Genomic DNA, 25,414 nt, shown 5'->3' on the forward strand with positions numbered 1-25,414 from the left:
TTAAATCAGGCTTCCGGTGCCACAACCTGCACGGTCTGCCCGTTGACGGTGACGGTGTCGCCGTTGTGCAGCTGGCGTCCGCGGCGGTCCTCGATCTCGCCGTTGACCTTGACGAGTCCGTTCTTGATCAGTTCGGCGGCTTCCACGCCGTCCTCCACCAGGCTGGCGAGCTTCAGGAGCTGGCCAAGACGGATCATGCTGTCGCGGATGGGGATCTCTTGAATGTCCTGGTTGCTCATACAAGCAATAATGCCTGACGTAAGGTAAATCCAATGACCCACACCCCACGGCTGCCGCGCTTCGCGGGGCTCCCGCTGGCCGTAGGCGCGGGACTGGCCATTCCCGTCCAGGGCCGGATCAACGGGGCCCTCGGGGTACGGCTCAACGACGGCATCGCCTCGGCCGTGGTGGGTTTCAGCACCGGACTGGTGGTGATGATCCTGATCTCCCTGATCCTGCCCAGCGGCCGCGCCGGCCTGGCCAGGATCCTGCCGGCGGTCCGGACCCGGGCTTTCCCGCCCGTGTACGTGCTGGCCGGCGGCATCGGTGCCCTATTTGTCTTCGCGCAGTCCTTCACCGTGGGCATCCTGGGCGTGGCACTGTTTACCGTGGCCGCGGTGACCGGGCAGACCCTGAGCGGGCTGCTGGTGGACCGGCTGGGCATCGGACCGGCCGGCAAGAGGGCCGTGACTCCCATGCGGATCATCGGCTGCGTGCTGACGGTCGCCGCCGTGGCGTGGGCGGTTTCGCCGCGGCTGGCTGTCTCGCCGGGCTCCCCGGGCGCTCCTGCGGACGGAGCAGGCGGGCTGGAAACCTTGATTCTGCCGTTGATCCTCCCTGTCCTGGCCGGGTTCCTGATGAGCTTCCAACAGGCCATGAACGGGACCGCCACGGTCCACTACGGTTCGCCCGTCGCCGCCACGCTGGTGAACTTCGTGGCCGGCTCCGTGTTCCTGTGGATTGCCTTGGCCGTCAAGGTGGCTGTATTTGGGCCGGGCAATCCGTTGCCGGCCGAGTGGTGGTACTACCTGGGCGGGCCCATGGGCTGTGTGTTCATCGGCCTGGGTGCGCTGCTGGTCCGCAGCCTGGGCGTGCTGGTGACCGGGCTCGGCATGATCGCCGGACAGCTCCTTGGCTCCCTGGGGCTGGACCTCCTGGTGCCGGCCCCGGGGAGCGTCGTGGCCCCGGCCACCGTCCTGGGCACACTGCTGACGCTGGCCGCCATCATCCTGGCCACACTGCCGTGGCCGCGGGGCGCCTTCCGGAGGCAGCGGCCGGTAGGCTAGGACACGCAGTTCTCTGCATCTCGTTCCTTCGCCCGCCCCGCCCGCACCCAGCGGTGATGCACCCACGTGCAGCGGGGCCAGATACCCGCGGACCGCACCCAGCGGCCCTGTAGAAATTGGAGTCCACCATGGCAGCAAAATCCGTACTCGACCAGGTCATTTCCCTTTCCAAGCGAAGGGGTTTTGTGTTCCAGGCCGGTGAAATCTACGGAGGCTCGCGCTCTGCCTGGGACTACGGACCCCTCGGCGCCGAGCTGAAGGAAAACATCAAGCGCCAGTGGTGGCAGTCCATGGTCCGTGGCCGCGAGGACGTGGTGGGCCTGGATTCCTCCGTCATCCTGCCCCGCCAGGTATGGGAAGCCTCCGGCCACGTTGATGTCTTCTCGGACCCGCTCGTGGAGTGCCTCTCCTGCCACAAGCGCTACCGTGCCGACCACCTCGAGGAAGAGTACGAGGAAAAGAAGGGCCGCCCCGCCGAGAACGGCCTGAAGGACATTGCTTGCGTCAACTGCGGCACGCGCGGCGAATGGACCGAACCCCAGGAGTTCTCCGGCCTGCTCAAGACCTTCCTCGGCCCGGTGGCCAGCGACGAAGGCATGCACTACCTGCGCCCCGAAACGGCCCAGGGCATATTCGTGAACTTCAGCAACGTCCTGACCACCTCCCGCAAGAAGCCGCCCTTCGGCATCGGCCAGATCGGAAAGTCCTTCCGGAACGAGATCACACCGGGCAACTTCATCTTCCGCACCCGTGAGTTCGAGCAGATGGAAATGGAGTTCTTCGTCGAGCCCGGCACGGACGAAGAGTGGCACCAGTACTGGATGAAAGAGCGCATGTCCTGGTACACCGGCCTGGGCATCCGGGAAGAGAACCTGCGCTTCTTCGAGCACCCGCTGGACAAGCTCAGCCACTACTCCAAGGGCACCACGGACATCGAATACCGCTTCGGCTTCCAGGGCTCCGAATGGGGCGAGCTCGAAGGCATCGCCAACCGCACCGACTTCGACCTCTCCACGCACTCCAAGGCCTCCGGCCAGGACCTGAGCTACTTCAACCAGGCCACCAACGAGCGCTACACCCCGTACGTGATCGAGCCGGCCGCGGGCCTCACACGCTCTTTCATGGCGTTCCTGGTGGACGCGTACACCGAGGACGAGGCACCCAACGCCAAGGGCGGCGTCGACGTCCGTACCGTCCTGCGCCTTGACCCGCGCCTTGCCCCCGTCAAGGCTGCGGTGCTGCCGCTGAGCCGCAACGAGGACCTCTCGCCGAAGGCCAAGGACCTGGGCGCGCAGCTGCGCAAGAACTGGAACATCGACTTCGACGACGCCGGCGCGATCGGCCGCCGCTACCGCCGCCAGGACGAGATCGGCACCCCGTTCTGCATCACCGTGGACTTCGACACCCTCGAGGACCAGGCCGTGACCATCCGTGAACGCGACTCCATGAGCCAGGAACGCGTCTCGCTGGACAAGGTGGAAGGCTACCTGGCCGCCCGCCTGATCGGCGCCTGAGCATGGCGATCGAATACCGCGAATGGCGTGAGGGCGATGACCTGACGCTGCTGGAAATCTGGGGCGGCCCGGAGACCGAACAGGCCCGGCAGTTCCGCGGTGCCCTGACCGTCTCCTCGGCCGGCGCGGACGGCACCCCGTGGCGCCGCTGCATCGTGGCCGAGGACGTCATTGACGGCGTCGGCATCCCGGTGGCGGCGGGTGTGGTTTACGAGGCCTCGCTGCACCCGGAGCGGCTGTGGACCTACATCGAGGTGGCGCGCGATCACCGCCGCGCCGGCATCGGTGCCACGCTGCTGACCATGCTGCGCCGCGAAGCCGGGCAGGCGCCGTCGGGCGTTACCCGGCTGCGCGCGAAGGTGCAGCCGGGCACTCCGGGGGCCGCGTTCGCCGAGGCGTTCGGGCTCGCGCCCATCCAGCGTTCCCGGCTGGTGGTGGTGGAGCCGGGTGCCCTGAAGCTGCCAGTGTTCCCTGCGAAGAACGACGGCGGCGGGCTGGCCAATGACGAAAACGCCGGTTCCGACGTCGTGATGGACCTCGCCACCGGCTCGGTTGAGCTGACCGACGTCGTGGGGCGGTATTACACGTCGATCCACGGCTGGGATTCGCCGGGAGTGCTGTCGGTGGGGCAGGTGCAGAAGCTGTTCCTGGATGACCTCACCGGCGCCCACGGTGCGCTGGTGCTGCGAGCCGAGCCGGGATCCGCTTTTGGCGCCGGGGTTTCCCCCAGCAAGAAGGGCCGGATCCGCGCCTTTGCGGTGAGCTATGCGGAGGCAGCCCAGGACCCGACGGCGGATGCGTCGGCCCAGGGCGCGAAGGCCACGGATGTGTTTGTCGGCCACGAGCCCGCGCTTGAGGCAGACGACGCCGCAGCAGCCGTCCGTGACCTGCTCTCGCTCCTCGCGTACCAGCACCCGGTCATGCTGGAACTGGACGATTCGATGACAGCGCTGCGCGCCGCCGTCGAGCCCTTGCTGGAATCCGGCAAGGCGCGCCAGGCCGGTGCCGAAACGCTGATCGTCTCGGACTGACCCCACCCACCCGCCCAACTGACTCGCAGTTAACGCTCCCAAACCGCGAAATGACGACGTTAACTGCGAGTCAGTTGGGGGAGGTCACCGGCGTTTGGGCAGCCACGGGATGAAGCCGCTGGTCGCTTCGACGTATTCCCGGTAGCCGGGCCGTCCGGACATCGCCTTTTCCGTCAGGGGCTTCCCGGTCTTCCCGGCGAGCGTCCACACCATCAGTGCCGGGGACAGGATGGTCAGGGTGCCCGGCCAGGAGTCTGCGGCAATGAGGAAAAGCCCCGTCCAGATGGCCGCATCGCCGAAATAGTTGGGATGCCGGGTGTACCGCCACAAACCGGTATCCAGCACTGTGCCGCGGCGGGACGGATCCTTCTTGAACCGGGCCAGCTGCCAGTCGCCCACGGTCTCGAACACAAACCCCGTGACCCACAGCAGGACGCCGAGCACGGCCACCCACCCCACGGGCCCGGTGGCGAACATCCCCACCTGCAGCGTCAGGGACACAAAAAACATAACCACGCCCTGCGGCAGGTAGACACGGCGGAGCGCAAACGCGTTCCTGGATCCGGGCGCCGGGTCCAGCAGGGCCTTGTAGCGCGGGTCTTCATGTCCGTCGCGCGCCCGCCACCCAATGTGGGCTCCGAGCCGCAACCCCCAGACCGCCGTCAACAGAAGCAACAAGGCTCGGCGGGTGTCATCGCCCGATCCGGCCGACAGGAACCAGGACACCACGGCCACCGCAACGAAGCCGGGGCCCCACGCGACGTCCATCACCGAGTGCCGTCCTTGCCGGACGGCCACGCCGAACGTCAGCGCCAGGACCGCCAGGACTGCCAGTGCTGTCCAGGGCAGCGACGCGGCGAATGCCGACCAGGGAAATGGGCTCACAGGGCCACCTCAGCGGCGGACCCTGGCACCAGCTCAGCCAGCTTGTTCGAGGCATGGTGCGTGAATCCGGTGCGCACGGCGAAGGCCTTCATCACAAAACCGGTGGTCAACGTGTGCCACAGCGGGCCACGGCGCACCATAAAATGCCCGGCACCGTGCAGCGAAACATACTGCATGGGAGCTGCTGTCCCGCTGGCTCGGCGCGCAAACGCCAAGGACTGGGACGGGCTGGTCATATGGTCTCCGGCACCGTGGACAATCAGGACCTTGCGTCCGGCGAGCGGGGTGGCGGGTGTCTCCGGGCTGAGCCACGGGGCCAGCGCCACCACGGCGTCCACCTGCGGATGGTCCGCGGCGGTCACGGCGGTGAGGCCGCCCATGGAATGCCCCACCAGATACACAGGAACCCCAGGGTGCTGCGCACTGATTTGCTGGAGGGCCCAGCGGGCATCCTGCAGTGCGGACCTGTCCGGCCCGTTCCAGCCACGCACGCTGTTCCGCAGGGACCACACCGCCAGCCCGTGGTCCTTCCCGGCACGGTGCAGGTGTCGGGCGAACGTGACCATGCGCAGCGGGCTCAGGTGGCGGGCCTCCACGGGCTCAAAGCTGTGTGCCTTGCCCCCGTGCAGGACCAGTGCCACGCCCCGCGTTGTCCCGCGGGCCGCCAGCACAGTAAGTGCAGCCTCCCGCCTCGCAGCAGGTTCGTTGGTGTGGAATTCAGTCCTGCGGTCCGTCACGCGTGGTTCCTCCCGGTTCCTGCCATTTACCAACCCTAAGGCGCCGGACGTAGAGTTCAAGGTATGAGGTTCAACTGCTGATGGGCTCCGGTCACACCCACGTTTCAACAGATCATTCGGAGCCGACGGCCCAGGCGATTGCTGCCCGCCGGAAGGCAAACGGCATCCTGGCCGCGGTGCTGGTGCCGCTGACGCTTCTGACCCTGGCGGGCATGGCCATGCTGTGGCCGTCCGGGTCCAAGGACGGCATCTCCCTCGCCAACCCCTATTCGGCGGCGCCCGGCGTCACCTTCGATACGGGCAAGATCCAGAGCGTCATGGAAGAAAGCTGCATGCAGGGCTCCACCGCCCCCGGCCAATCCTCGGACACCAGCGGCCAGCCCGCCCCCGCCGGCTCCGACTGCATGTTTGCCTTCACGGAACCGGACCAGGGCGGCAGTCCCGTCAAAGTGGTGATCAATCCCGACGTCGCCAAGTCCCATGGCGTGAAGCCGGGGGACCAGATCAGGTACCTGAACCTTTCCAACGCCCAGGGCGCCGCGGCGTCGCAGGGGTCCCCGGCCTACATCTTCGTTGACTTCGTCCGGACCCTTCCCATCGTGATCCTGGCGCTCCTCTATGCCCTGGTGGTCATCGCGGTGGCGCGCTGGCGCGGATTCCGGGCGCTGCTGGGGCTGGTGGGCGCGTATTTCGTCCTTGCCGGCTTTATGCTGCCCGGGCTCGTGGAGGGCAAACCTCCGCTGCTGCTGGCCCTGGTGGGATCAACGGTGATCATGATCGGGGTCCTGTATTTTGCCCACGGATTCTCCGCCCGCACATCAACGGCGCTGCTGGGCACCATGTTCGGCCTGGCCATCACGGCGCTGCTCGCAGCCTGGGCCACCGACGCCGCCAACCTCGCCGGAGTGGGCAGCCATGACGCCACCACCCTGATCAACACCTCGGCCAACATCTCCATTTCCGGGGTGATCCTGTGCGGCCTCATCATCTCCGGCCTTGGTGTCCTGAACGACGTCACCATCACGCAGTCGTCCGCCGTCTGGGAACTCTACGAGTTGGCTCCCGGCACCAGCGCCCGCAAGCTCTTCACGTCCGCCATGCGGATCGGCCGGGACCACATCGCCTCCACGGTCTACACCATCGCGTTCGCCTACGCCGGCGCGGCCCTGCCCATCCTGATCATTGTGATGCTGTACGACCGGCCGCTGGGGGACACCCTGACCAGTGCCGAGTTGTCCGAAGAAGTCATCCGCACGCTCGTCGGCTCCATAGGCCTGGTCCTCGCCATTCCCGTGACCACCCTGATCGCCGTGCTGGTGGTCAAGGCCACCGGCGTCCGGACGGCCGGACAGTCCGCCATCGGCGTCCCGGACGGAGACCGCCGCCCCGACCGCACCTCGGGCGCCGCCGCCATCAACGCGGACGACGTCGACGATACCGGTGCGCTCGCGGCGGCCGCGTTCGAGAGGCGGTCACGGCAGTCCACGGAAGGTTCCGACGATCCCGCCACCACCCGGAGGGGACGCCGGGCAGACCGCGGCTGGACGGGCAGCTGAACGACGCCAGGGGACCCAAATGGGCCCGGCGCGCCGATTTGCCCGCCTTTGCGACAATGGACAGGTGACTGTTACCGCAACGCCTCCCGCCCCCAAGCTGGAACTCCCGCCCCTGAAGCTGGGCCCCATCACGGTGGACACCCCCGTGATCCTGGCTCCCATGGCGGGCATCACCAACTCCGCGTTCCGTCGTTTGTGCCGTGAATACGGCGGCGGCCTGTACGTGGCGGAGATGGTCACCTCACGCGCCCTCGTTGAACGCACACCCGAATCACTGCGCATCATCTCGCACGACGACGACGAAAAAGTCCGCTCCGTCCAGCTGTACGGCGTGGACCCCGTGACGGTGGGCCAGGCAGTGCGCATGCTGGTCGAAGAGGACCGCGCTGACCACATCGACCTGAACTTCGGCTGCCCCGTTCCCAAGGTGACCCGGCGCGGCGGCGGGTCCGCCCTGCCCTGGAAGACCGACCTCTTCACGTCGATTGTCCAGACCGCGGTCAAGGAAGCGTCTAAGGGCAATGTCCCGCTCACCATCAAGATGCGCAAGGGCATCGACGATGACCACCTGACCTACCTCGACGCCGGCCGGATCGCCCGCGATGCCGGGGTCGCCGCCGTCGCGCTTCACGGCCGCACCGCCGCGCAGTTCTACTCCGGCCAGGCCGACTGGACTGCAATCGCCCGCCTGCGCGAGGCGCTGCCGGATATTCCCGTCCTGGGTAACGGCGATATCTGGTCCGCGGAAGATGCCGTCCGGATGGTCCGCGAAACCGGCGTCGACGGCGTGGTGGTGGGCCGCGGCTGCCAGGGACGCCCGTGGCTGTTCGGTGACCTCATGGCGGCCTTCGAAGGAAGCGACGTCCGCCACAAACCGGACCTGCACAAAGTGGCCGAGAGCGTCTACCGGCATGCCGAGCTGATGGTGGAAACCTTCGGTGATGAGGGCAAGGCCCTGCGGGAGATCCGCAAGCACATGGCCTGGTACTTCAAGGGTTATGTGGTGGGCAGCGAACTACGGACCAAACTGGCCATGGTGACCAGCCTGGAGGTGCTGCGCGAGACCCTGGACCAGCTGGACCTGGACTCGCCGTACCCCGGCGTGGATGCCGAAGGCCCGCGCGGCAGGGCAGGATCGCCCAAGAAGCCGGCACTGCCCAAGGACTGGCTGGAATCCCGTGCCCTGAACGCCGCGCAGTCCCAGGACATCTCCGCCGCGGAACTGGATGTTTCCGGTGGCTGAGACGCGCACCACGGCACAGGCCCTGCCGGGCTACGAGGCCCACGATTCCGCCCGCTGGGTGGAGGAACCGCCCAAAAACAACTACCGCTCCGACTTTGAGCGGGACCGCGCCCGGGTGCTGCACTCTTCCGCCCTGCGCCGCCTCGGCGCGAAAACGCAGGTAGTTGCCCCGGACACCGACGACTTCGTCCGCACCCGCCTGACCCACAGCCTCGAGGTTGCCCAGGTGGGACGGGAACTGGGCCGCGCCCTGGGCTGCGACCCGGACGTGGTGGACACCGCCTGCCTGAGCCATGACCTGGGGCACCCGCCCTTCGGGCACAACGGCGAGTCCGCCCTGAACGAGGTGGCCCATGCCATCGGCGGTTTCGAAGGCAACGCCCAGACCCTCCGGCTCCTCACCCGGCTGGAGCCCAAGGTCCTGGCCACCGACGGGCGCCCGGCCGGCCTGAACCTCACGAGGGCCAGCCTGGACGCGGCGGCGAAATACCCCTGGTCCGCGCTGAACGCGCCGGTCATCCACGGCCAGCGCACCAGCAAGTTCGGCGCCTACGAGGACGATCTGCCCATCTTCAACTGGATCAGGGAGGGTGCGCCGGAACGCCGCTCCTGCCTGGAGGCGCAGGTTATGGACCTCGCCGACGACATTTCCTATTCCGTGCACGACGTCGAGGACGCGATCGTGGCGGGGCACTTCCAGCTGCGCTGGATGGACAACCCGGACCACCGGGCACGTGTGGTGGGCTACGCCAAGCAGTGGTACCTCCCGCACAACGACCCCGCGGCGATCGATGCCGCCCTGGCCCGGTTGGAAGCCACCGACGTGTGGGTCCGCGAGGCCGACGGCAGCCGCAAGTCCATGGCCGCCCTGAAGGACATGACCAGCCAGCTGATCGGCCGGTTCTGCCAGAGCGCCCTGGAGGCCACCCGCGCCGTCTACGGCCCGGAAAACCTCACGCGGTACAGCGCTGAGCTGATGGTCCCGGACGAGACGGTCATGGAGATCGCGGTCATGAAGGGCCTGGCCACCACGTTTGTGATGACCACCGAACACCGCCAGCCCATCTACGAGCGCCAGCGCGAGGTGCTGCACGCCCTGGTTACCGCCCTGAACGCCACGGGGGACCGCCACCTGGAGCCGATGTTCGCGGCTGACTGGCGGGACGCGCCCGACGACGGCGCACGCCTCAGGGTGGTCATCGATCAGGTGGCGTCGCTGACAGACGGCTCGGCGCTGGCTATGTACGAACGGCTCGTGGGGAGCCTTCCCTCGCTGTGGTGACAGACGCCATAGCGACGCGTCCGCTGTCGGACCCCGGGACTAGGATGGCTCTGTGGCTGGCCTGATCAAACGTGAAGACATAGATGAAGTACGCCAGCGCACGGACATCAAGGAAGTGGTTGACGGCTACGTCACGCTCAAGGGTGCCGGGCTGGGAACCTACAAGGGCCTGTGCCCCTTCCACGACGAACGGTCGCCGTCGTTCACCGTGCGCCCCCAGGTGGGCAGGTACCACTGTTTCGGATGCGGCGAAGACGGGGACGTCATCGCCTTTGTGCAGAAACAGGACCACACGTCATTCCACGAGGCAGTGGAAAAGCTGGCTGCCCGCATCGGGTACGAACTGCGCTACGAAGACGGCGGCACCGGCCCCAACCGTGAGGAAGTGGGCAAGCGCCAGCGCCTCCTGGATGCCCACAAAATCGCCGATGAGTTCTTCCGCGCCCAGCTGCTGACGCCCGGGGCCGCCGAAGGCCGGAACTTCCTGTTCGGCCGCGGCTTCGACCGCGCCGCCTCGGAGCAGTTCGGCGTGGGCTACGCGCCGCAGGGCTGGGACGCGCTGCTGAAGCACCTCCGCGGCCGTGGCTTCACGGACCAGGAGCTCAAGCTGACGGGGATGTTCTCCGAGGGCAACCGGGGTATCTACGACCGGTTCCGCGGCAGGCTCATCTGGCCCATCCGCGACATCGCAGGCGACACCATCGGCTTCGGCGCCCGCAAGCTGTATGAGGACGACCAGGGCCCCAAATACCTCAACACCCCCGAAACCACGCTCTACAAAAAGTCCCAGGTGCTTTACGGGATCGACCTCGCCAAGCGCAGCATCGCCAAAGACCGGCAGCTCGTGGTGGTGGAGGGATACACGGACGTGATGGCCTGCCACCTGGCGGGAATCCCGACGGCGGTGGCCACCTGCGGCACAGCGTTCGGCACGGAGCACATCAAGATCGCCCGCAGGCTGCTGTCCGACGACGGCAGCGGGGGAGAGGTCATCTTCACCTTTGACGGTGACGCCGCCGGGCAGAAGGCGGCACTGCGTGCCTTCGAGGAAGACCAGCGCTTTACCGCCCAGACCTATGTTGCCGTCGAGCCCACCGGCGCCGACCCCTGCGACCTGCGCCAAAGCAGGGGCGACGCCGCCGTGCGGGACCTGATCGCCACCCGCCGGCCGTTGTTCGAGTTTGCCATCAAGGCAACGCTCAGGCGCCACAACCTGGACACCGTGGAGGGCCGGGTGGCCGCGCTGCGGGAATCCGCTCCGGTGGTAGCCCAGATCCGCGACGCAGCCATCAGGCCCGAGTATGCCCGGGAACTGGCCGGCTGGCTCGGCATCTCGGTTGAAGACGTCAGCCGGGCTGTTGGCGTCGCCATGAAGCGGGCCGCCACGGGCGGACCCGCTGCGCCGGGGACGTCCGCCGGTGCCCCGGGTCAGATGGCGTCCGCTCCGGCGGGGTCCGCCCAAGGTGGCGGACCCGGCGTGGCTGCCGGGCCGACGTCGGGCGCTGTCCCTTCCTACCAACGGCCCGACCCCCGGGATCCCGTGGCCTCCATGGAGCGGCAGGCGCTGGAGGTGGCGCTGCAGGAGTCCGCCCTTCTGGGCGGCGGCATCTGGGAGCGCTTCGCGGCCGCACGCTTCGTCACCCCGGCGTTCCAGGCCGTCCACGACGCCATGCGCGCCTCGGGTCCCGGACTGATCGGCGAGCCCTTGCGCTGGGTGGAGCAGGTTATGCACGAAGTCCCGGAACCCCTGCGACCGCTGGTGTCCGAACTTGCCGTGGTGCCGCTGCCGGCGAGCACCGCCGAAGCCGTCCAGAAGTACTGCAAGGACATTCTGTCGAGGCTGTTCGAGCTTCAGATCACGCGGGTGAAGGCGGACAAGATGGGCCAGTTGCAGCGGCTGGATCCAGCAGCGGATCCAGAGGAGTTCCAGCGGCTCAACCGTGAACTGATGATGCTCGAAATGGAACGCCGGGCTCTGCGCTCGGACGCCTGAACCGCGCCGAGCTCACTCCGATTTCGTTTCCCCGCAGGGTGTTTGCTAGGCTGGTACCCGCTTCATTCCTCCTTAGCTCAATTGGCAGAGCATTCGACTGTTAATCGAAGGGTTGCTGGTTCAAGTCCAGCAGGAGGAGCGCACAATCCCCGTTCCGGGCTTCCGGAACGGGGATTTTTTTATACCCGGGGAGGGTATTTCGGGATGCACCGACGCCGATTTCCCATTCCCGGGAAACCTTTGCTAAGGTCATACCTGCTTCATTCCTCCTTAGCTCAATTGGCAGAGCATTCGACTGTTAATCGAAGGGTTGCTGGTTCAAGTCCAGCAGGAGGAGCAAACAAAAGATCCCCGTCCTCTCTGTGAGGGCGGGGATCTCTTGCATTCAGACAAAGTCCATTTCCACCTGCAGGAAGCACTCAGCCTCGTCAATGGCCGCGCGGAAGGCGTCTTGCTCGGTGGGGAACTTGCGGGGCTCCCGCGGATGCCACTCATGGGGTGCTGAGTGGACCCGGACGAAGCCGGAGGCCGGCGGCGCGTAGAAAATGCCGAACCGCTGTACTGGCCATTCAGGCGACGTCTCCGGGGCCACGAGGAGGGCGGCGTTGAAGGCGGCGTTGAACCACTGCGCGATGGGCCGCCGTCGGTCGTCCGTGAAGAGTCCGGCGGCGTAGAGGGCTGCGGACTGCTCGCCGGTTTGGGCGCACAGCCGGTCCCACCACAAGGGCAAAATGCCTGAGTCGCAACGTTGCCATGTGGCCGGGGGCGGCGAGGAGAACTGCCAGCTGGGCACGGATCTATTTTATCGTGGGAAAGCTCCCCGGCGGCAGGGGTGGGCCCCCTCCTCGGTGGCCCGCGAGTTGGCGCCAGGTCACAACGGCTAGGGGCGGTTCCAGGGGCCCGGGTTGACCCGGTACAGCAGCGCAGCACCTGCCAGCGCACCGAGGATGATGCCGATGGCACCACTGCCGAACACGCGCCCAAGGAAGTAACCGGCGACGCCGCCCAGCACCGCCCCGAGGAACAGTCCCCGGGGGTTGCGGTGCGGCTTGCGTCGCATGCGTTTCACCATTGATCGACGGCGTTCAGTGGATCGAGGGCACGGTGCGCGGCCTGACGACCAGCCAGAGCCCCGCTATCGCCACCAGGATGCACGCGGCCTGCACGGCGCCCATAGGGGTAGAGCTGGTGATGCCCAGCCAGCCGACCACGGGTGACACCAGGCCGGCCATCAGGAAGGTCGCGGCACCAAGGAGGGACGCAGCCGTCCCGGCCTGTGCGCCGTGGCTGCTCAAAGCCAGCACCTGCACGCAGGGGAACGTAAAGCCTGCGCCCATGATGTAGAACCAGAGCGGAACCATCACACCCCACAGTCCCAGGCCAGCCTGGTCAAAGACCACGATCAGCAGGGCCATCAGGAACATCCAAGCTGTGGAACAGGCAAGGATCCACTGCGGCGGGACCGTGCGGATGAGCCTGGAGCTGATCTGGACGCCGGCCACAATGCCCAGGGAATTGATGCCGAACAGCAGGCCGTATTCCTGCGGCGAGAACCCGAAAATGTCCTGGAACAGGAACGGCGACGCGGACAGGTAGGTGAAGAGGCCGGCGAAGTTCATGCCGCCCACCACCAGCAGACCCACGAAGATCCGGTCCGTAAAAAGCACCTTGTAGCGCTGGCCGGCGGTCATGCCGGTCAGCCCGCGCCTCTCCGGTGGCAATGTTTCGCGGACCAGGAAGAGGGCCGCAACGATGACCAGGGTGCCGTAGCCGGCCAGGAACACGAAGATTCCCGGCCACGGCATCACCAGGAGCAACTGCGATCCGATCACCGGGGCCAGGATCGGCGCCAGTCCGTTCACCAACGCCATGCGCGAGAACATCCGGACCATGGCATAGCCGGAGAACAGGTCCCGCACCATTGCCATGGCCACCACACCGCCGCCCGCAGCCCCCACGCCCATGAGGACACGGAAGAGGCCCAGCGTGGAGATGTCGGTGGACAGGGCTGCTCCCACGGAGGAGCCGATGTGCAGGGCGGTGACCAGGATCAGCGGGAGCCGCCGGCCGAACTTGTCGCTGAACGGGCCCACCACCAACTGGCCGAGGGCAAAGCCCACGGTGGTGCCGGCCAGGGTCAGCTGGACCTGGGCTTCGGTGACCCCCAGGCTCGCTTCCAGTGCCGGGAACGCAGGCAGGTACAGGTCGATCGTGAAGGGACCCAACGCGGTGAGGGCACCGAGGAGGAGGATGTACAACAGTTTCCGGCGGCGCGTCAGCGAATCGCCCGGATTCGAGTGAATGGTCACGGAGATCAATCCTAGGCCCGGAAGTTCCATCTTTCCGGGGTTGCAGGCGCGCCGTGCGGCCATCCCGGAAGTTTGCCCTGAACCTGAATGATAGTTTTGGGGGCGGGACCGTGCTGCCGCGGGCTCCCACAGCACACGGATGCAGAACCGACCAGGCAGCAGACCACGCAACAAGTTAGGCGGGAACCGATGAGCGGACGTCACACCGGGCGCACCAGCCAGGGATTGCGGATCACCGCGCTGCCCAGGACGCTGAAGCTACTCTTTCGCCTGGCCCCTCGCCAACTCAACGATGAAATCGCTTTCGCGAAGATCGAGCTCAAGCGCAAGGGCATCCAGGTAGGCGTCGCCGCAGCTTTCTTCGCTGTCGCGCTTATTTTTGTCGCATTCCTGGTGGTTGGCCTGATCGTCGCCGGCATTATGGGCCTGGCCACCATCATGCCCGCGTGGCTGGCCGCGCTGCTCGTTTGCGCCCTGTTCCTGGTCATCGCCGTCATCGGTGCCCTGATCGGCCTCCGCAAATTCAAGCAGGCCATGCCCCTGGTCCCGGCCGAAACCATCCGCGGGATCAAACACGATCTCGGCATCGCCAAGGAAGGCTCGAGCTTCAACGCCGCGCTGCTCGATCCGGCCAGCCCGGAAGCCAAGGCCGCCAAGGCTGCCAAGGACGAAGCTGCCGCGAAGGCCAAGGCCGAGAAGGAAGCCAAGGAAGCAGCGCACAAGCAGGAATTCCCGCAGGCGTCCGAGCCTGAACTTCACCGCCGCCTGGAGCAGCGCCGTCGCCACCTGGCCCAGGTCCGCGACGAACTCGATACAGAGCTCGATATCAAACCGCAGGCAATGTTCCTGCTGGGCGCTGCCAAGGAGAAACTGGGAGAGGGCAAGGCCGCCGTTGAACACGGCGCGGCCGCGGCCAGCCAAAAGTTTGCTTCCTTCTCCGGCTCCACGGACGGCGCCAGCCTCCGCTGGAAGCCGCTTGCCGCCCTGGCAGCCTCAGCAACGATCTTTGTGGTGCTGCTGCGCAGGCTGCTGCGGAACCCCTAACAACACAACACGCCACACAGGGCACTAAGGAAGGGGGACACGGATTGAGGTTCATCGGCGCTGGCGCGCGACCCGGCCGCCCCCAGATTGACCACGACCGCGTCTTCACCATCCCCAACGCCCTGACGGTGCTGCGCTTTATGGGCGTGCCGCTTTTTGTCTGGCTGGTCCTGGCCCAGAAGGAATATGGGACCGCCGTGGTGGTTCTGGTGGTCATGGCGGGAACCGACTGGATTGATGGCTACGTGGCCCGCCGCTTCGACCAGGCGTCCAAGCTGGGCCGGGTCATGGATCCGCTGGCTGACCGGCTGGCCCTGATCGCGGTGGCTGTCACCCTGGTGATTGCCGGCGTCGTCCATTGGCTGTACCTGGCCGCACTCCTGGTGCCGGACGCGGTGCTCCTGGTGCTGACCCTCTCCTACTTCCATGGCCATCCGGACCTGCCGGTGAGCCGGGTGGGCAAAGTCCGCACCGGTCTCCTGCTTCTGGGCACACCCCTGCTTGTCCTCTCGCGACTGGACACCCCGTTTGCCGGGCCGCTGTACATTGCCGCCTGGATCGTGCTGGGACTTGGGCTCGCCGGCCACTGGATTGCCGCGTACAACTATTTCTGGGCCATTCTGCGGAAGGGCCGCCAGCAGTCACATCACGACGGCGGCACCAACTGATGGTGTGGGTGGCGGTACTGCTTGCGGTGCTGGGGGCGTTCTGCCTTGCCCTGGGTGCTCAGAAGCAGGGGAGCGCCGTCAAAGCCGACACCGGCGGGCTGGCGCTGAGTTCAAACGGCTTCCTCCGTCTGCTCCGCAATCCGCGGTGGGTGCTCGGGCTTCTCCTGCTGTGCGTCGGGATGGCAATGAACGCGGTGGCCCTGGTCTCCGCGCCGCTGACGGTGGTGCAGCCGATCGGCGCCATTGCGCTGGTCATTACGACTGTGGTGAACGCCCGCGACCAGGACATCACCATCAACCGGGCCACCATGGTGTCCATCGCGGCCTGCGTGACAGGTTCCGCACTCTTTGTCCTGCTCGCCGTCAACGTGACGCAGGAGAACCACCATGTGAGCCAGGAGGACGAACTCACCATTGTGCTGCTGCTGGCACTGGCGGTCGGCGTTTTCGGTACCCTGGCGGTCATGTTCCGGCACCGGATGAGCGCGTTTGTCTACATCCTTGGCGCCGGCGTGCTGTTCGGCTTTGTCGCGGTACTGACACGCATCATCGGCAAGCACCTGCTGGATCCTAACGGGCTGGCACTGCTCAATGTCCAGTGGTATTCGGTGGTGGCCATCGCGGCGGCCGGCGGCCTGGGTTCCTGGTTTGTGCAGAGCGCCTACTCGGGCGGCCCGCCGGACCTTGTCATCGCCGGGCTGACGGTCATCGACCCGATCGTGGGCATCGCTATCGGCATCGTGATCCTGGGCGAGTTGCGCCCGGACGTCCACGCCGTGATGGCGATTGCCATGGCTACGGCTGCTTCGCTTGCTATCGTGGGGGTGATCGCCCTTTCCAGGCACCATCCCGAGGTCACCAAGCGCAGGAAAGATGCGCGGAAGGCGGCGGGCAGGGCGTCCCACTAGCTTGTTACCCAACTCGCGCACCTTCATGACCAGCCGATTCCAAGAGGCCCCGCGCTACCGTGCCGGCGGCCAACCGGTGCGGCCAGCGACAGCTGCCCGTGCCGTGACCTTCAGGAGCTCTTCACGTGACAACGCCCTCTGACCAGCCTCCCCTGACCATCCTGATCGCCGCGGATACGTATCCGCCCCACATCAACGGGGCCGCACAGTTCAGCTACCGTCTGGCCAACGGCATGAGCGGACGCGGCCACAACGTGCATGTGCTGGCTTGCCGGGCGGACGACGGCGCGAGCTTCACCGAGTTCCGCTCCGAGGCCACCGTGCACCGGCTCCGTTCCCACGGGGTCTTCACCCACGAGTACTTCCGTATCTGCTTCCCCTGGGAAATCAAGAAGGAGATCGGCCTCCTTTTCGATCGGATCAAGCCCGATGTGGTGCACATCCAAAGCCACTACATGATCGGCGAGCACGTCCTCTACGAAGCGGCGAAGCGGGGCATCAGGATCGTGGCCACCAACCACTTCATGCCCGAGAACCTGAACCCGTTCCTGCCGTTCCCGCAGTGGTTCAAGAACATCATCGGCAAGATCTCCTGGAAGGACATGGGCAAGGTCATGGGCCAGGCCGACGTCGTCACCACGCCCACACCCCTGGCCGCCAAGGCCATGCACCAGCACGCTTTCCTGCACAAGGTACTGCCACTCTCCAACGGCATTGACTCCGCAGCCTATGAGCTGCAGCCCGGCGAAGTGATCGAACCGCACGCCCACCCAACAGTGGTGTTTGTGGGGCGGCTGGCCGAGGAAAAGCATGTGGACGTGCTCATCAATGCCGTGTCCAAGACGCCCACAGAGCTCAACGTCCACCTGGAAATTGTGGGCGGCGGCGAAGTTCGCGCCGCTCTTGAAGCGCAGGCGGAACGGCTCGGACTGGGGGAGCGGGTGAAATTCCTGGGACTGGCCAGCGATGAGGACCTCCGGGAGGCCTACATCAAGGCGGATCTGTTCTGCATGCCAGGGACCGCCGAGCTTCAGTCCCTGGTGACCCTTGAGGCGATGTCTGCCTCCACGCCCGTCCTGTTGGCTAATGCCATGGCCCTGCCGCACCTGGTGCGCGACGGCGAGAACGGCTACCTGTTCACACCCAACGACAGCGACGACCTCGCAGCCAAGATCACGCGGATCCTCCAGCTGCCAGCCGAGGAGCGGGCGGCAATGGGCCAGGCCAGCAGGCGGATGGTGGAACCGCACAGCATCGAGGGCACGCTGCAGACTTTCGAGGACCTCTACCGGGGTGCAAGCTACGACGACAAAGCCCTCTGACAGCGGTCCCGCAGGGGCCCGCTCCAGCCTGTCCGGACCCGGCGCCCTAACTGCGTGGTCCTGATGCCCGCCACTGTTTGCTAGAGTGTTTTTGCCCTGCTGAAACCGAAGTCCTCCGCGGACCACGCCGGCAAGGGCAGGGGGCTATAGCTCAGCTGGTTAGAGCGCGGGACTCATAATCCTAAGGTCCTCGGTTCAAGTCCGAGTAGCCCTACCAAGCACGACACCGCAGGAACTAAACCATCATGGAACCGCGGCTGACGAGAGATCGTCGGCCGCGGTTTCTTTCGGTTTCCCGCAATCTGCGGTATGTTACTGACCAGTAACTTACCGAGCCGCTGAGTCCCGGCCTGTCCTGCCATGGCTGGCCTGTCCGCGCTGCTGATCTTTGCGAGGGAACCAAATGTCCAAAGCCTCTGTTGACATCAACAACCTTCCGTACGCCGACGGCGACTTCTTCGCCTTCGAGCAGCTTCTCACCGCCAAGGAGCAGGACCGGCTCGCCGAGATCCGGGGCTTCCTGACCCGCGAAGTCCGGCCCATTGCCGTGGACTGCTGGAACCGCGGCGAGTTCCCCATGGAACTCATTCCCAAGCTGGCCGAGATCGACCTGGTGAGCCCTGTGCGGCGGCAGGGATACTCCAACCTGTTTGCCGGCCTGGTCCATGCCGAGGCCACGCGCGCCGATACCTCCATCGCCACCTTCATGGGCGTGCACGACGGACTGTTTACCGGCTCTATCGAAGCCCTGGCCTCCCAGGAACAGCAGGACGCCTGGCTCCCGGATATCTATTCGCTGAAGAAGATCGGCGCGTTCGGTCTTACGGAGCCGCTGGGAGGTTCCGACGTAGCCGGCGGCACGCGCACAACAGCACAGCGAAACGGCGACACGTGGATCCTCAATGGCGCCAAGCGCTGGATCGGCAACGCTACTTTCTCGGATTGGGTGGTGGTCTACGCCCGGGACCTCGCCGACAGCCAGGTCAAGGGTTTCCTCGTGGATACGGCGCTGCCCGGCTTCAGCGCCACCAAGATTGAAAACAAGATCTCCCTTCGGACCGTCCAGAACGCAGACATCGTCCTGGAGAACGTAGTGGTTCCGGACTTCTTCAAGCTGGCGGGCGCCAACAGCTTCCGCGACACAAACAAGGTCCTGAAAGTCACGCGGCTGTCCGTCGGCTGGCAGGCAGTCGGCCAGCAGCTGGCCGCCTTCGACGTGGCCCGCCGCTACGCCGTGGAACGCCACCAGTTCGGCCGCCCGCTGGCATCATTCCAGCTCGTCCAAAGCCAGCTTGTACAGATCCTCGGGAACGCAGTCAGCTCAATGGGCATGATGGTCCGGCTTTCCCAGCTGGAGGATGCCGGCCAGGCCAAGGACGAACAGTCCGCCCTGGCCAAGGCATTTACCACCGCCCGGATGCGCGAGAGCGTGGCGATCGGCCGTAGCCTCCTGGGCGGCAACGGCATCGTGACCGACTTCGAGATGGCCAAGATCTTTGCCGACGCGGAAGCCATCTACTCGTATGAGGGAACCCACGAGATCAACACCCTCGTGACCGGCCGCGCCATCACCGGGATCTCGGCGATCGTCTAGAGCCGTCAGCCGTCAGCCGTCAGCCGTCAGCCGTCAGCCGTCAGCCGTCAGCCGTCAGCCGTCAGCCGTCAGCCGTCTGCCGTCAGCCGTCAGCGCTCGGCGGTCAGCCAGTGTCCAGCCCCAGGGGAAGCAGGACGGACGGGCGGAGGTCGGTGACGAATTCCAGCGGATTGACGTAGGCGTCCCCCTGCCTGACGCCCCAGTGGACGCAGGCAAGAGCGCCGCAGTGCCCGGGCTGCAGCGTTCCGATGATCTCGCCTTTCGCCACCACAGCCCCGGCCGTGAGCGGGCTTTCGACTGGCTCAAAACTGCTGCGGAGACCGCCCCCGTGATCGATAGTGATCACGGGGCGGTCCACCACTACTCCTACGAAACTGACGGTGCCGGACTCCGGCGCGGTGACCGGGACGCCGTCGTGCGTTGCCTCAAGGTCCACTCCTCGGTGCCCGCTCATCCACGGCTTGTCCGGCGGGTCAAAGGCGCGCAGCACAGCGGGCCTGGGGGCGAGCGGCCATTCCCAGGAAGCGCGCGGGGCTGTATCCGCTGGAGCCGCCGCGGCCGGCAGTAGGAGCACTGCCGCGAGGGCAACTATTGCTTTCATAAACCCAGCTTTGCGTGCCGGATCCCTCAGCGGGAGTGCGCACCTTGGCCATGTGGAAAACGCCCGTCGCAGGCCCTCGGGTTGTCCTTCGGCTATTGGCTCCTGTTGTACACTTGATGGAGCAGTTTGCTGTGCCCTCAACGCTTGCGTCGGCACGCCTCATTCAGGAATGCGGGGGAGCAGCAACTGACTACGCGTATCCAGCCCTCCAAATCTGAAGCCCCGGCTTTGTATGAGGAGGATTGTGTCTCTTGCGGTCAGGGCCTCGCGGTCCTGATGAGAGTCGCAATGGATGCCAGGAGCACGGCCCCGCCTTGGGCCACGCTAATTAACCGTCAACTATTGGCAGGGTAAGAGGGCCTGAAAGGCTCTCTCATGAATGACCTGCCGGAAGGAGCGCCGGCATGCCCGTCGTAACTATGCGCCAGCTGCTTGACAGCGGCGTCCACTTTGGACACCAGACCCGCCGTTGGAACCCGAAGATGAAGCGATTCATCTTCACGGAGCGCAACGGCATCTACATCATTGACCTTCAGCAGTCGCTGTCCTACATCGACCGTGCCTACGAGTTCGTAAAGGCCACCGTTGCACACGGCGGCACCGTACTCTTCGTCGGCACCAAGAAGCAGGCCCAGGAATCCATCGCTGAGCAGGCTACCCGTGTTGGACAGCCTTACGTGAACCAGCGCTGGCTCGGCGGTATGCTGACCAACTTCCAGACCGTTTCCAAGCGCATCCAGCGCATGAAGGAACTGGAAGAGATCGACTTCGACGACGTCGCCGGTTCCGCGTACACCAAGAAGGAACTGCTGCTCCTTCGCCGTGAACTCACCAAGCTGGAAACCAACCTCGGCGGTATCCGCAACCTGACCAAGGCACCTTCCGTGCTCTGGATCGTGGACACCAAGAAGGAACACCTGGCCGTTGACGAAGCCAAGAAGCTGAACATCCCGGTTGTGGCCATCCTGGACACCAACTGCGATCCTGACGAAGTCGACTTCCCGATCCCGGGCAACGACGACGCCATCCGCTCCGTGAACCTGCTGACCCGCGTTGTCGCCGACGCCGTTGCTGAGGGCCTCATCGCCCGCCACAACCGCGCCACGGGCACCACGGAAGCTCCGGAAGAGCCGCTGGCTGAGTGGGAGCGCGAACTCCTCGAAGGCAGCAAGACTGAAGAAGCACCTGCCGCTGAGGCTGCTCCGGCTGCTGAAGAAGCTGCCGCTCCGGTAGCCGAAGAAGCTGCTCCGGTTGCGGAGGAAGCTCCGGCTGCCGCCGAGGCTCCCGCCGCCGACGCTGACAAGTAACACTAGTAAATCCGGATTCTCCGGCGCTGCCTGCAGCGCCGGAGCACCTGACAGGATGGCGGCTCACTCGGTGAGCCGCTGTCCTGTCGGTCCGTACACCACATACATTTTCTAGACAGAGGGGTTCACATGGCGAACTACACTGCCGCTGATATCAAGGCTCTGCGCGAGCGCACCGGCGCCGGCATGATGGATGTCAAGAAGGCTCTTGACGAAGCCAACGGTGACGCCGAAAAGGCCATCGAGATCATCCGCATCAAGGGCCTCAAGGGCGCTACCAAGCGCGAAGGCCGCTCCACCGCCGAAGGCCTGGTGGCCGCAAAGGTCAGTAACGGCGTCGGCGTGATGATCGAGGTCAACTGCGAGACCGACTTCGTCGCCAAGGCTGACAAGTTCATCCAGCTGGCCGACAAGGTCCTGGCCGTGGCTGTGGAGTCCGGCGCTGCCGACCTCGACACCCTCCTGGCCATCGAAGTTGACGGCAAGCCGCTGTCCGAGGTTGTCGTCGAAGAAGGCGCAATCCTCGGCGAAAAGGTTGTTGTCCGCAAGCTGTCCCGCATTGAGGGCGGCACTGTTGACGCTTACCTGCACAAGACGTCTAAGGATCTCCCGGCCCAGGTCGGCGTCCTGTTCGCTGTTGAGGGTGAAGGCGAAGCCGCAACCACCGCCGCGCACGATATTGCAGTGCACATCGCAGCGATGTCCCCGAACTACCTGACCCGCGAAGACGTTCCGTCCGACCTGGTCGAGTCCGAGCGTCGCATCGCCGAAGAGACCGCCAAGGCTGAAGGCAAGCCCGAGGCCGCAATGTCCAAGATTGTGGAAGGCCGCGTTACCGGCTTCTACAAGGGTGAGGTCCTGGTCGACCAGGCTTTCGCCAAGGACGCCAAGAAGTCTGTGGCGCAGGTCCTCGAAGAGGCCGGTGTCAAGGGCACGTCCTTCGCGCGTTTCCGCGTCGGCTCCTAGTCGAATCCGCAAAGGGGTGGCCACTTCGGTGGCCGCCCCTTTTGCATGCACCGGCTAAAGGGTCCGATGAGACCTTTGGCCACCCGGCACGATAACCTTTTTCAGAGTTCACAAACGGGAAGGCACCCATGGAAGCCGTCAATTCTTCAAGCCAGCCAGAGAAAAGCAGGCGCCGCGTCCTCCTGAAGTTGTCCGGCGAGGTCTTCGGCGGCGGCAAACTGGGCGTTGATCCCGACACCGTGCGCGACGTCGCCAAGCAGATCGCCGCAGCCGTCCCCGAAGTGGAAGTTGCCGTCGTCGTCGGCGGCGGCAACTTCTTCCGCGGCGCGGAACTGTCCCAGAGCGGCATGGACCGCTCGCGCGCCGACTACATGGGCATGCTCGGCACCGTCATGAACTGCCTGGCACTGCAGGACTTCCTGGAGCAGGCCGGCGTTGAAACCCGCGTCCAGAGCGCCATCACCATGGGCCAGGTCGCCGAGGCGTACATTCCCCGCCGGGCCATCCGCCACATGGAAAAGGGCCGCGTGGTCATATTCGGCGCCGGAGCCGGCCTGCCGTACTTCTCGACGGACACAGTGGCCGCCCAGCGCGCCCTGGAGGTCCATGCGGACGTCGTCCTGATGGCCAAGAGCGGCGTGGACGCCGTCTACACCGCGGATCCCAAGAAGGACCCTGCTGCCGAGAAGCTGGACACGCTGAGCTACGACGACGCCCTGCGCCGCGACATCAGGGTCATGGACCAGACCGCAATGACCATGTGCAAGGACAACAACCTGTCCATGGTGGTTTTCGGGATGGAAGGCGAAGGGAACGTCACCCGCGCCATCCTGGGCGAAAAGCTCGGTACCCTGGTGACCCCGTAGCTGCAGCTAGGATGATCTGAGCACGGTTCCATGCCCGCAACCGGGCAACAATGGAACCAGGAACCATGAACCAAGATTGTGCAGGGAACCGGTACCCGGACTGCACTGATTTCTGAGGAGAGACAGTGATCGAAGAAACCTTGCTCGAAGCCGAAGAGAAGATGGACAAGGCGGTAGAGGTAGCCAAGGAAGACTTCGCCTCGATCCGCACCGGACGGGCAAACCCGGGCCTTTACAACAAGGTCCTGGTGGACTACTACGGTTCGCCCACCCCGCTGCAGCAGCTTGCCTCCTTCGCCATTCCGGACGCGCGCACCATCCTCATCACGCCGTTCGATAAGACCGCACTGCGCGACATCGAGCGGGCCCTGAGTGATTCCGAGGTGGGCGCCAACCCCTCCAACGACGGCAACGTCATCAGGATCACCATCCCGGACCTGACCCAGGAACGCCGCAAGGAATACGTCAAGATCGTCAAGACCAAGGGCGAGGACGCGAAGATCTCCATCCGCAACATCCGGCGCAAGGCCAAGGAAACGCTGGACAAGCTCGTCAAAGACGGCGAAGCCGGCGAGGACGAAGGCAGCCGCGCCGAAAAGGAACTGGATGGCCTGACCAAATCGCACGTGGACGGCATCGACGAGCTGCTCAAGCGCAAGGAAGCAGAGCTGCTCGAAGTCTGATGAGCCAGGCAGAGCAGGCCCCCAGCCAAAGGGCGCGCACCAGGGGGAAACAGTTGCGGAGCAATCCGACACCCAAGGCCGGCCGGAATCTTCCGGCAGCCATTGTGGTGGGCCTGGCCATGCTGATCGGTGTGCTCGGCGGCCTGGTTTTCCTCCCGCTCGGATTCGTGGCTGTCACCACCGGGTTCGCGGTCTTCGGAGTCTGGGAGATCTTCCGTGCCCTGGAGGCGAACGGGACCAGGATGCCCATCGTCCCGGTCATGGTGGGTACAGTCGCCATGCCGTTCGCCGCCTATCTCGGCGGACTTGAGAGCCTGCTTTTCGCCATGCTCCTGAGCTGCGTGGCAGTCCTCCTCTGGCGTTCAGTGGAGAACCCCGCCGGATCAGCGAACAGCATCTTTGCCGGCGTGTTCACGCTGGGCTGGGTCCCGTTCTTCATCAGTTTCGCCACGTTGCCGCTGCACGCTGTCGGAGTCGCCACCCCGGTGGGTCTCTGGCCTGGCGGAACCGTGCCGCCCGGGGCCTGGCAGGTGGCCGTGATGCTCCTGCTGGTGGTTTCGAACGACACGTTCGGCTACCTCGTGGGCGCATCGCTGGGCAAACACCCCATGGCCCCGAAGATCAGCCCCAAGAAATCATGGGAAGGCTTCGCCGGCTCCATTGCCGGGGCCATGCTGATCGGCGTCCTTGCCAGCATTTTCCTGCTGGGAAAACCCTGGTGGGTGGGTGTGATCCTCGCCGTGGGCGTCGTTGCAGCGTCCACCGCAGGAGACCTGGCCGAGTCGATGGTCAAGCGTGAACTCGGGATCAAGGACATGAGCAGCATCCTGCCCGGACATGGGGGCGTCATGGACCGCCTGGACTCCATCGTCTTCGCCTGTCCCGTGGCCTTTGTGCTGTTCGCATTGGTTGCGGGCGTCTGACGCGACCCTCTCGGACTATCTTCGCCGGACCGCCGGCAGCGCCAATAGACTGGTGCGTAACCTGACCCAGCTGAAGCAACAAAGGATCAACAGTGGCATTGGACTTTCAACGGAAAATCCCCGCGTCGTTTGAGCGCGTGCGGGGCAACGAATTCGGGTACAACGCCAAACAGGTGGACCAGTTCCTCCAGCGGGCCAGGGTGGCACTGGAGACGCCGAAGGCCGCCATCCATGCCGTCACCAGCGCCGATGTCCGGAGCGTCTCCTTTGACCCAGTCAAGGGAGGTTACGCTGCCGCCGTCGTCGACGCAGCGCTGGACCGGCTCGAAGACGCCTTCGCCCGCCGCGAACGGGACGAACTGATTGCCGCCAAGGGCGAGGATGCCTGGCTGCGGGAGATCGGCAGCCTCTCCGGGATCCTCCGGGGCCGCCTCCACCGGCCTGACGGTGAGCGCTTCCGGCGCCCGTCAAAAAAGAAGGCCCGCAGTTACAACATCCTGGACGTGGACAATCTTTGCTACGACCTGATCGGCTACCTCGAAGAGGACAAGCCGCTCAGCGTGGACAATGTCCGCCGGGTGGTCTTCCGTCCCGCCGTGGGCAAGGACGGTTACGAAGAGACCCAGGTTGATGCCTTCCTGGACCGCGTGGTTGAACTCATGGCGGCCATAGACTGACTGCCCGTTAGCTGGCCAC

General features: G+C 65.5%; 25 protein-coding genes and 3 tRNA genes. 21 read left to right on the plus strand and 7 right to left on the minus strand.

Annotated features, from left to right (window positions below; translation table 11 throughout):
• Positions 1-5: 5 nt before the first annotated feature.
• Positions 6-239, minus strand: coding sequence for an RNA-binding S4 domain-containing protein (locus CXR02_RS16965; protein ID WP_104063054.1), 234 nt, complete (start codon positions 237-239; stop codon positions 6-8).
• 33 nt (positions 240-272) lie between these two features.
• On the opposite strand from CXR02_RS16965, the gene CXR02_RS16970 reads away from it, so the two are divergent.
• From CXR02_RS16970 to CXR02_RS16980, 3 genes are all read left to right on the plus strand, one after another.
• Positions 273-1,286: a DMT family transporter gene (locus CXR02_RS16970; protein WP_104063055.1), complete on the plus strand. Its 1,014-nt coding sequence runs from the start codon at positions 273-275 to the stop codon at positions 1,284-1,286.
• A 128-nt stretch (positions 1,287-1,414) separates the two neighbouring features.
• Positions 1,415-2,800, plus strand: a complete 1,386-nt coding sequence (locus CXR02_RS16975; protein WP_058929547.1) for a glycine--tRNA ligase — start codon at positions 1,415-1,417, stop codon at positions 2,798-2,800.
• Positions 2,801-2,802: 2 nt separating this feature from the next.
• On the plus strand, positions 2,803-3,831 hold the full coding sequence (locus CXR02_RS16980) for a GNAT family N-acetyltransferase (RefSeq protein ID WP_104063056.1): 1,029 nt from the start codon (positions 2,803-2,805) through the stop codon (positions 3,829-3,831).
• A gap of 84 nt (positions 3,832-3,915) precedes the next feature.
• Here the strand turns inward: CXR02_RS16980 and CXR02_RS16985 are convergent, their stop codons facing one another.
• Together CXR02_RS16985 and CXR02_RS16990 are read right to left on the minus strand one after the other, a co-directional pair.
• Entirely contained in the window at positions 3,916-4,716 is an 801-nt protein-coding gene (locus CXR02_RS16985; RefSeq protein WP_104063057.1) for a DUF1295 domain-containing protein, read from the minus strand.
• Positions 4,713-5,453: an alpha/beta hydrolase gene (locus tag CXR02_RS16990; RefSeq protein ID WP_104063058.1), complete on the minus strand. Its 741-nt coding sequence runs from the start codon at positions 5,451-5,453 to the stop codon at positions 4,713-4,715. The genes CXR02_RS16985 and CXR02_RS16990 overlap by 4 nt, the downstream gene beginning before the upstream one ends.
• Before the next feature lie 80 nt (positions 5,454-5,533).
• Between CXR02_RS16990 and CXR02_RS16995 the strand changes: the two genes are divergently transcribed.
• From CXR02_RS16995 to CXR02_RS17020, 6 genes are all read left to right on the plus strand, one after another.
• On the plus strand, positions 5,534-7,009 hold the full coding sequence (locus tag CXR02_RS16995; RefSeq protein WP_104063059.1) for a YibE/F family protein: 1,476 nt from the start codon (positions 5,534-5,536) through the stop codon (positions 7,007-7,009).
• 64 nt (positions 7,010-7,073) lie between these two features.
• Positions 7,074-8,252 carry a tRNA dihydrouridine synthase DusB gene (gene dusB / locus CXR02_RS17000; protein ID WP_104063060.1) on the plus strand — a complete coding sequence of 393 codons (1,179 nt, stop codon included), beginning with the start codon at positions 7,074-7,076 and terminating at the stop codon, positions 8,250-8,252.
• Entirely contained in the window at positions 8,236-9,534 is a 1,299-nt protein-coding gene (locus tag CXR02_RS17005; RefSeq protein WP_056348248.1) for a deoxyguanosinetriphosphate triphosphohydrolase, read from the plus strand. Before dusB ends, CXR02_RS17005 begins: the two co-directional genes overlap by 17 nt.
• A gap of 52 nt (positions 9,535-9,586) precedes the next feature.
• A complete protein-coding gene (gene dnaG / locus CXR02_RS17010) occupies positions 9,587-11,527 on the plus strand; it encodes a DNA primase (RefSeq protein WP_104063061.1) in 1,941 nt (646 codons plus the stop codon).
• Between the two features lie 66 nt (positions 11,528-11,593).
• A tRNA-Asn gene (locus tag CXR02_RS17015) sits at positions 11,594-11,666 on the plus strand.
• A gap of 125 nt (positions 11,667-11,791) precedes the next feature.
• Positions 11,792-11,864, plus strand: a tRNA-Asn gene (locus tag CXR02_RS17020).
• A 48-nt stretch (positions 11,865-11,912) separates the two neighbouring features.
• Here the strand turns inward: CXR02_RS17020 and CXR02_RS17025 are convergent.
• The 3 genes from CXR02_RS17025 to CXR02_RS17035 form a co-directional block, all read right to left on the minus strand.
• Positions 11,913-12,320, minus strand: a complete 408-nt coding sequence (locus tag CXR02_RS17025; protein WP_104063062.1) for a hypothetical protein — start codon at positions 12,318-12,320, stop codon at positions 11,913-11,915.
• Between the two features lie 87 nt (positions 12,321-12,407).
• Positions 12,408-12,587, minus strand: a complete 180-nt coding sequence (locus CXR02_RS17030; RefSeq protein ID WP_104063125.1) for a hypothetical protein — start codon at positions 12,585-12,587, stop codon at positions 12,408-12,410.
• Positions 12,588-12,612: 25 nt separating this feature from the next.
• The gene (locus CXR02_RS17035) at positions 12,613-13,836 is read right to left on the minus strand and encodes a multidrug effflux MFS transporter (protein WP_258061055.1); all 1,224 of its coding nucleotides are present in this window, start codon (positions 13,834-13,836) and stop codon (positions 12,613-12,615) included.
• A gap of 189 nt (positions 13,837-14,025) precedes the next feature.
• Between CXR02_RS17035 and CXR02_RS17040 the strand changes: the two genes are divergently transcribed.
• The 6 genes from CXR02_RS17040 (at position 14,026) to CXR02_RS17065 (ending at position 19,372) form a co-directional block, all read left to right on the plus strand.
• Positions 14,026-14,880, plus strand: a complete 855-nt coding sequence (locus CXR02_RS17040; RefSeq protein WP_104063064.1) for a phage holin family protein — start codon at positions 14,026-14,028, stop codon at positions 14,878-14,880.
• A 44-nt stretch (positions 14,881-14,924) separates the two neighbouring features.
• Positions 14,925-15,548 carry a CDP-alcohol phosphatidyltransferase family protein gene (locus tag CXR02_RS17045; protein WP_104063065.1) on the plus strand — a complete coding sequence of 208 codons (624 nt, stop codon included), beginning with the start codon at positions 14,925-14,927 and terminating at the stop codon, positions 15,546-15,548.
• Positions 15,548-16,456, plus strand: coding sequence for a DMT family transporter (locus CXR02_RS17050; RefSeq protein WP_104063066.1), 909 nt, complete (start codon positions 15,548-15,550; stop codon positions 16,454-16,456). The genes CXR02_RS17045 and CXR02_RS17050 overlap by 1 nt, the downstream gene beginning before the upstream one ends.
• 125 nt (positions 16,457-16,581) lie before the next feature.
• Positions 16,582-17,778, plus strand: a complete 1,197-nt coding sequence (locus CXR02_RS17055; protein WP_104063067.1) for a glycosyltransferase — start codon at positions 16,582-16,584, stop codon at positions 17,776-17,778.
• Positions 17,779-17,918: 140 nt separating this feature from the next.
• Positions 17,919-17,995 (plus strand) — tRNA-Ile (locus CXR02_RS17060).
• Between the two features lie 186 nt (positions 17,996-18,181).
• Entirely contained in the window at positions 18,182-19,372 is a 1,191-nt protein-coding gene (locus tag CXR02_RS17065; protein WP_104063068.1) for an acyl-CoA dehydrogenase family protein, read from the plus strand.
• A gap of 103 nt (positions 19,373-19,475) precedes the next feature.
• On the opposite strand, the gene CXR02_RS17070 is transcribed toward CXR02_RS17065, so the two are convergent.
• Positions 19,476-19,973: a murein hydrolase activator EnvC gene (locus CXR02_RS17070; protein ID WP_104063069.1), complete on the minus strand. Its 498-nt coding sequence runs from the start codon at positions 19,971-19,973 to the stop codon at positions 19,476-19,478.
• A gap of 404 nt (positions 19,974-20,377) precedes the next feature.
• Between CXR02_RS17070 and rpsB the strand changes: the two genes are divergently transcribed.
• The 6 genes from rpsB (at position 20,378) to CXR02_RS17100 (ending at position 25,395) form a co-directional block, all read left to right on the plus strand.
• On the plus strand, positions 20,378-21,280 hold the full coding sequence (rpsB, locus tag CXR02_RS17075; protein ID WP_104063070.1) for a 30S ribosomal protein S2: 903 nt from the start codon (positions 20,378-20,380) through the stop codon (positions 21,278-21,280).
• 129 nt (positions 21,281-21,409) lie between these two features.
• The gene (tsf, locus tag CXR02_RS17080) at positions 21,410-22,246 is read left to right on the plus strand and encodes a translation elongation factor Ts (RefSeq protein WP_104063071.1); all 837 of its coding nucleotides are present in this window, start codon (positions 21,410-21,412) and stop codon (positions 22,244-22,246) included.
• Between the two features lie 128 nt (positions 22,247-22,374).
• On the plus strand, positions 22,375-23,112 hold the full coding sequence (gene pyrH / locus CXR02_RS17085; RefSeq protein WP_104063072.1) for a UMP kinase: 738 nt from the start codon (positions 22,375-22,377) through the stop codon (positions 23,110-23,112).
• Between the two features lie 125 nt (positions 23,113-23,237).
• Positions 23,238-23,795: a ribosome recycling factor gene (frr, locus tag CXR02_RS17090; RefSeq protein WP_056348274.1), complete on the plus strand. Its 558-nt coding sequence runs from the start codon at positions 23,238-23,240 to the stop codon at positions 23,793-23,795.
• Positions 23,795-24,718, plus strand: coding sequence for a phosphatidate cytidylyltransferase (locus tag CXR02_RS17095; protein WP_104063073.1), 924 nt, complete (start codon positions 23,795-23,797; stop codon positions 24,716-24,718). The genes frr and CXR02_RS17095 overlap by 1 nt, the downstream gene beginning before the upstream one ends.
• 92 nt (positions 24,719-24,810) lie before the next feature.
• Positions 24,811-25,395, plus strand: coding sequence for a DivIVA domain-containing protein (locus CXR02_RS17100; protein ID WP_056348278.1), 585 nt, complete (start codon positions 24,811-24,813; stop codon positions 25,393-25,395).
• Positions 25,396-25,414: the final 19 nt, after the last annotated feature.

Source organism: Arthrobacter sp. 4R501, assembly GCF_002929755.1.
Classification (GTDB): Bacteria; Actinomycetota; Actinomycetes; order Actinomycetales; family Micrococcaceae; genus Arthrobacter.

Coding starts and splice junctions, on each gene's coding strand:
- CXR02_RS17030 (WP_104063125.1), bottom strand. CDS start 12,587: ATGCGACGCAAGCCGCACCGCAACCCCCGGGGACTGTTCCTCGGGGCG.
- CXR02_RS17050 (WP_104063066.1), top strand. CDS start 15,548: ATGGTGTGGGTGGCGGTACTGCTTGCGGTGCTGGGGGCGTTCTGCCTT.
- CXR02_RS16970 (WP_104063055.1), top strand. CDS start 273: ATGACCCACACCCCACGGCTGCCGCGCTTCGCGGGGCTCCCGCTGGCC.
- CXR02_RS16975 (WP_058929547.1), top strand. CDS start 1,415: ATGGCAGCAAAATCCGTACTCGACCAGGTCATTTCCCTTTCCAAGCGA.
- tsf (WP_104063071.1), top strand. CDS start 21,410: ATGGCGAACTACACTGCCGCTGATATCAAGGCTCTGCGCGAGCGCACC.
- CXR02_RS16980 (WP_104063056.1), top strand. CDS start 2,803: ATGGCGATCGAATACCGCGAATGGCGTGAGGGCGATGACCTGACGCTG.
- CXR02_RS16995 (WP_104063059.1), top strand. CDS start 5,534: ATGGGCTCCGGTCACACCCACGTTTCAACAGATCATTCGGAGCCGACG.
- CXR02_RS16965 (WP_104063054.1), bottom strand. CDS start 239: ATGAGCAACCAGGACATTCAAGAGATCCCCATCCGCGACAGCATGATC.
- rpsB (WP_104063070.1), top strand. CDS start 20,378: ATGCCCGTCGTAACTATGCGCCAGCTGCTTGACAGCGGCGTCCACTTT.
- CXR02_RS17070 (WP_104063069.1), bottom strand. CDS start 19,973: ATGAAAGCAATAGTTGCCCTCGCGGCAGTGCTCCTACTGCCGGCCGCG.
- CXR02_RS17095 (WP_104063073.1), top strand. CDS start 23,795: ATGAGCCAGGCAGAGCAGGCCCCCAGCCAAAGGGCGCGCACCAGGGGG.
- CXR02_RS17065 (WP_104063068.1), top strand. CDS start 18,182: ATGTCCAAAGCCTCTGTTGACATCAACAACCTTCCGTACGCCGACGGC.
- CXR02_RS17040 (WP_104063064.1), top strand. CDS start 14,026: ATGAGCGGACGTCACACCGGGCGCACCAGCCAGGGATTGCGGATCACC.
- CXR02_RS17005 (WP_056348248.1), top strand. CDS start 8,236: ATGTTTCCGGTGGCTGAGACGCGCACCACGGCACAGGCCCTGCCGGGC.
- pyrH (WP_104063072.1), top strand. CDS start 22,375: ATGGAAGCCGTCAATTCTTCAAGCCAGCCAGAGAAAAGCAGGCGCCGC.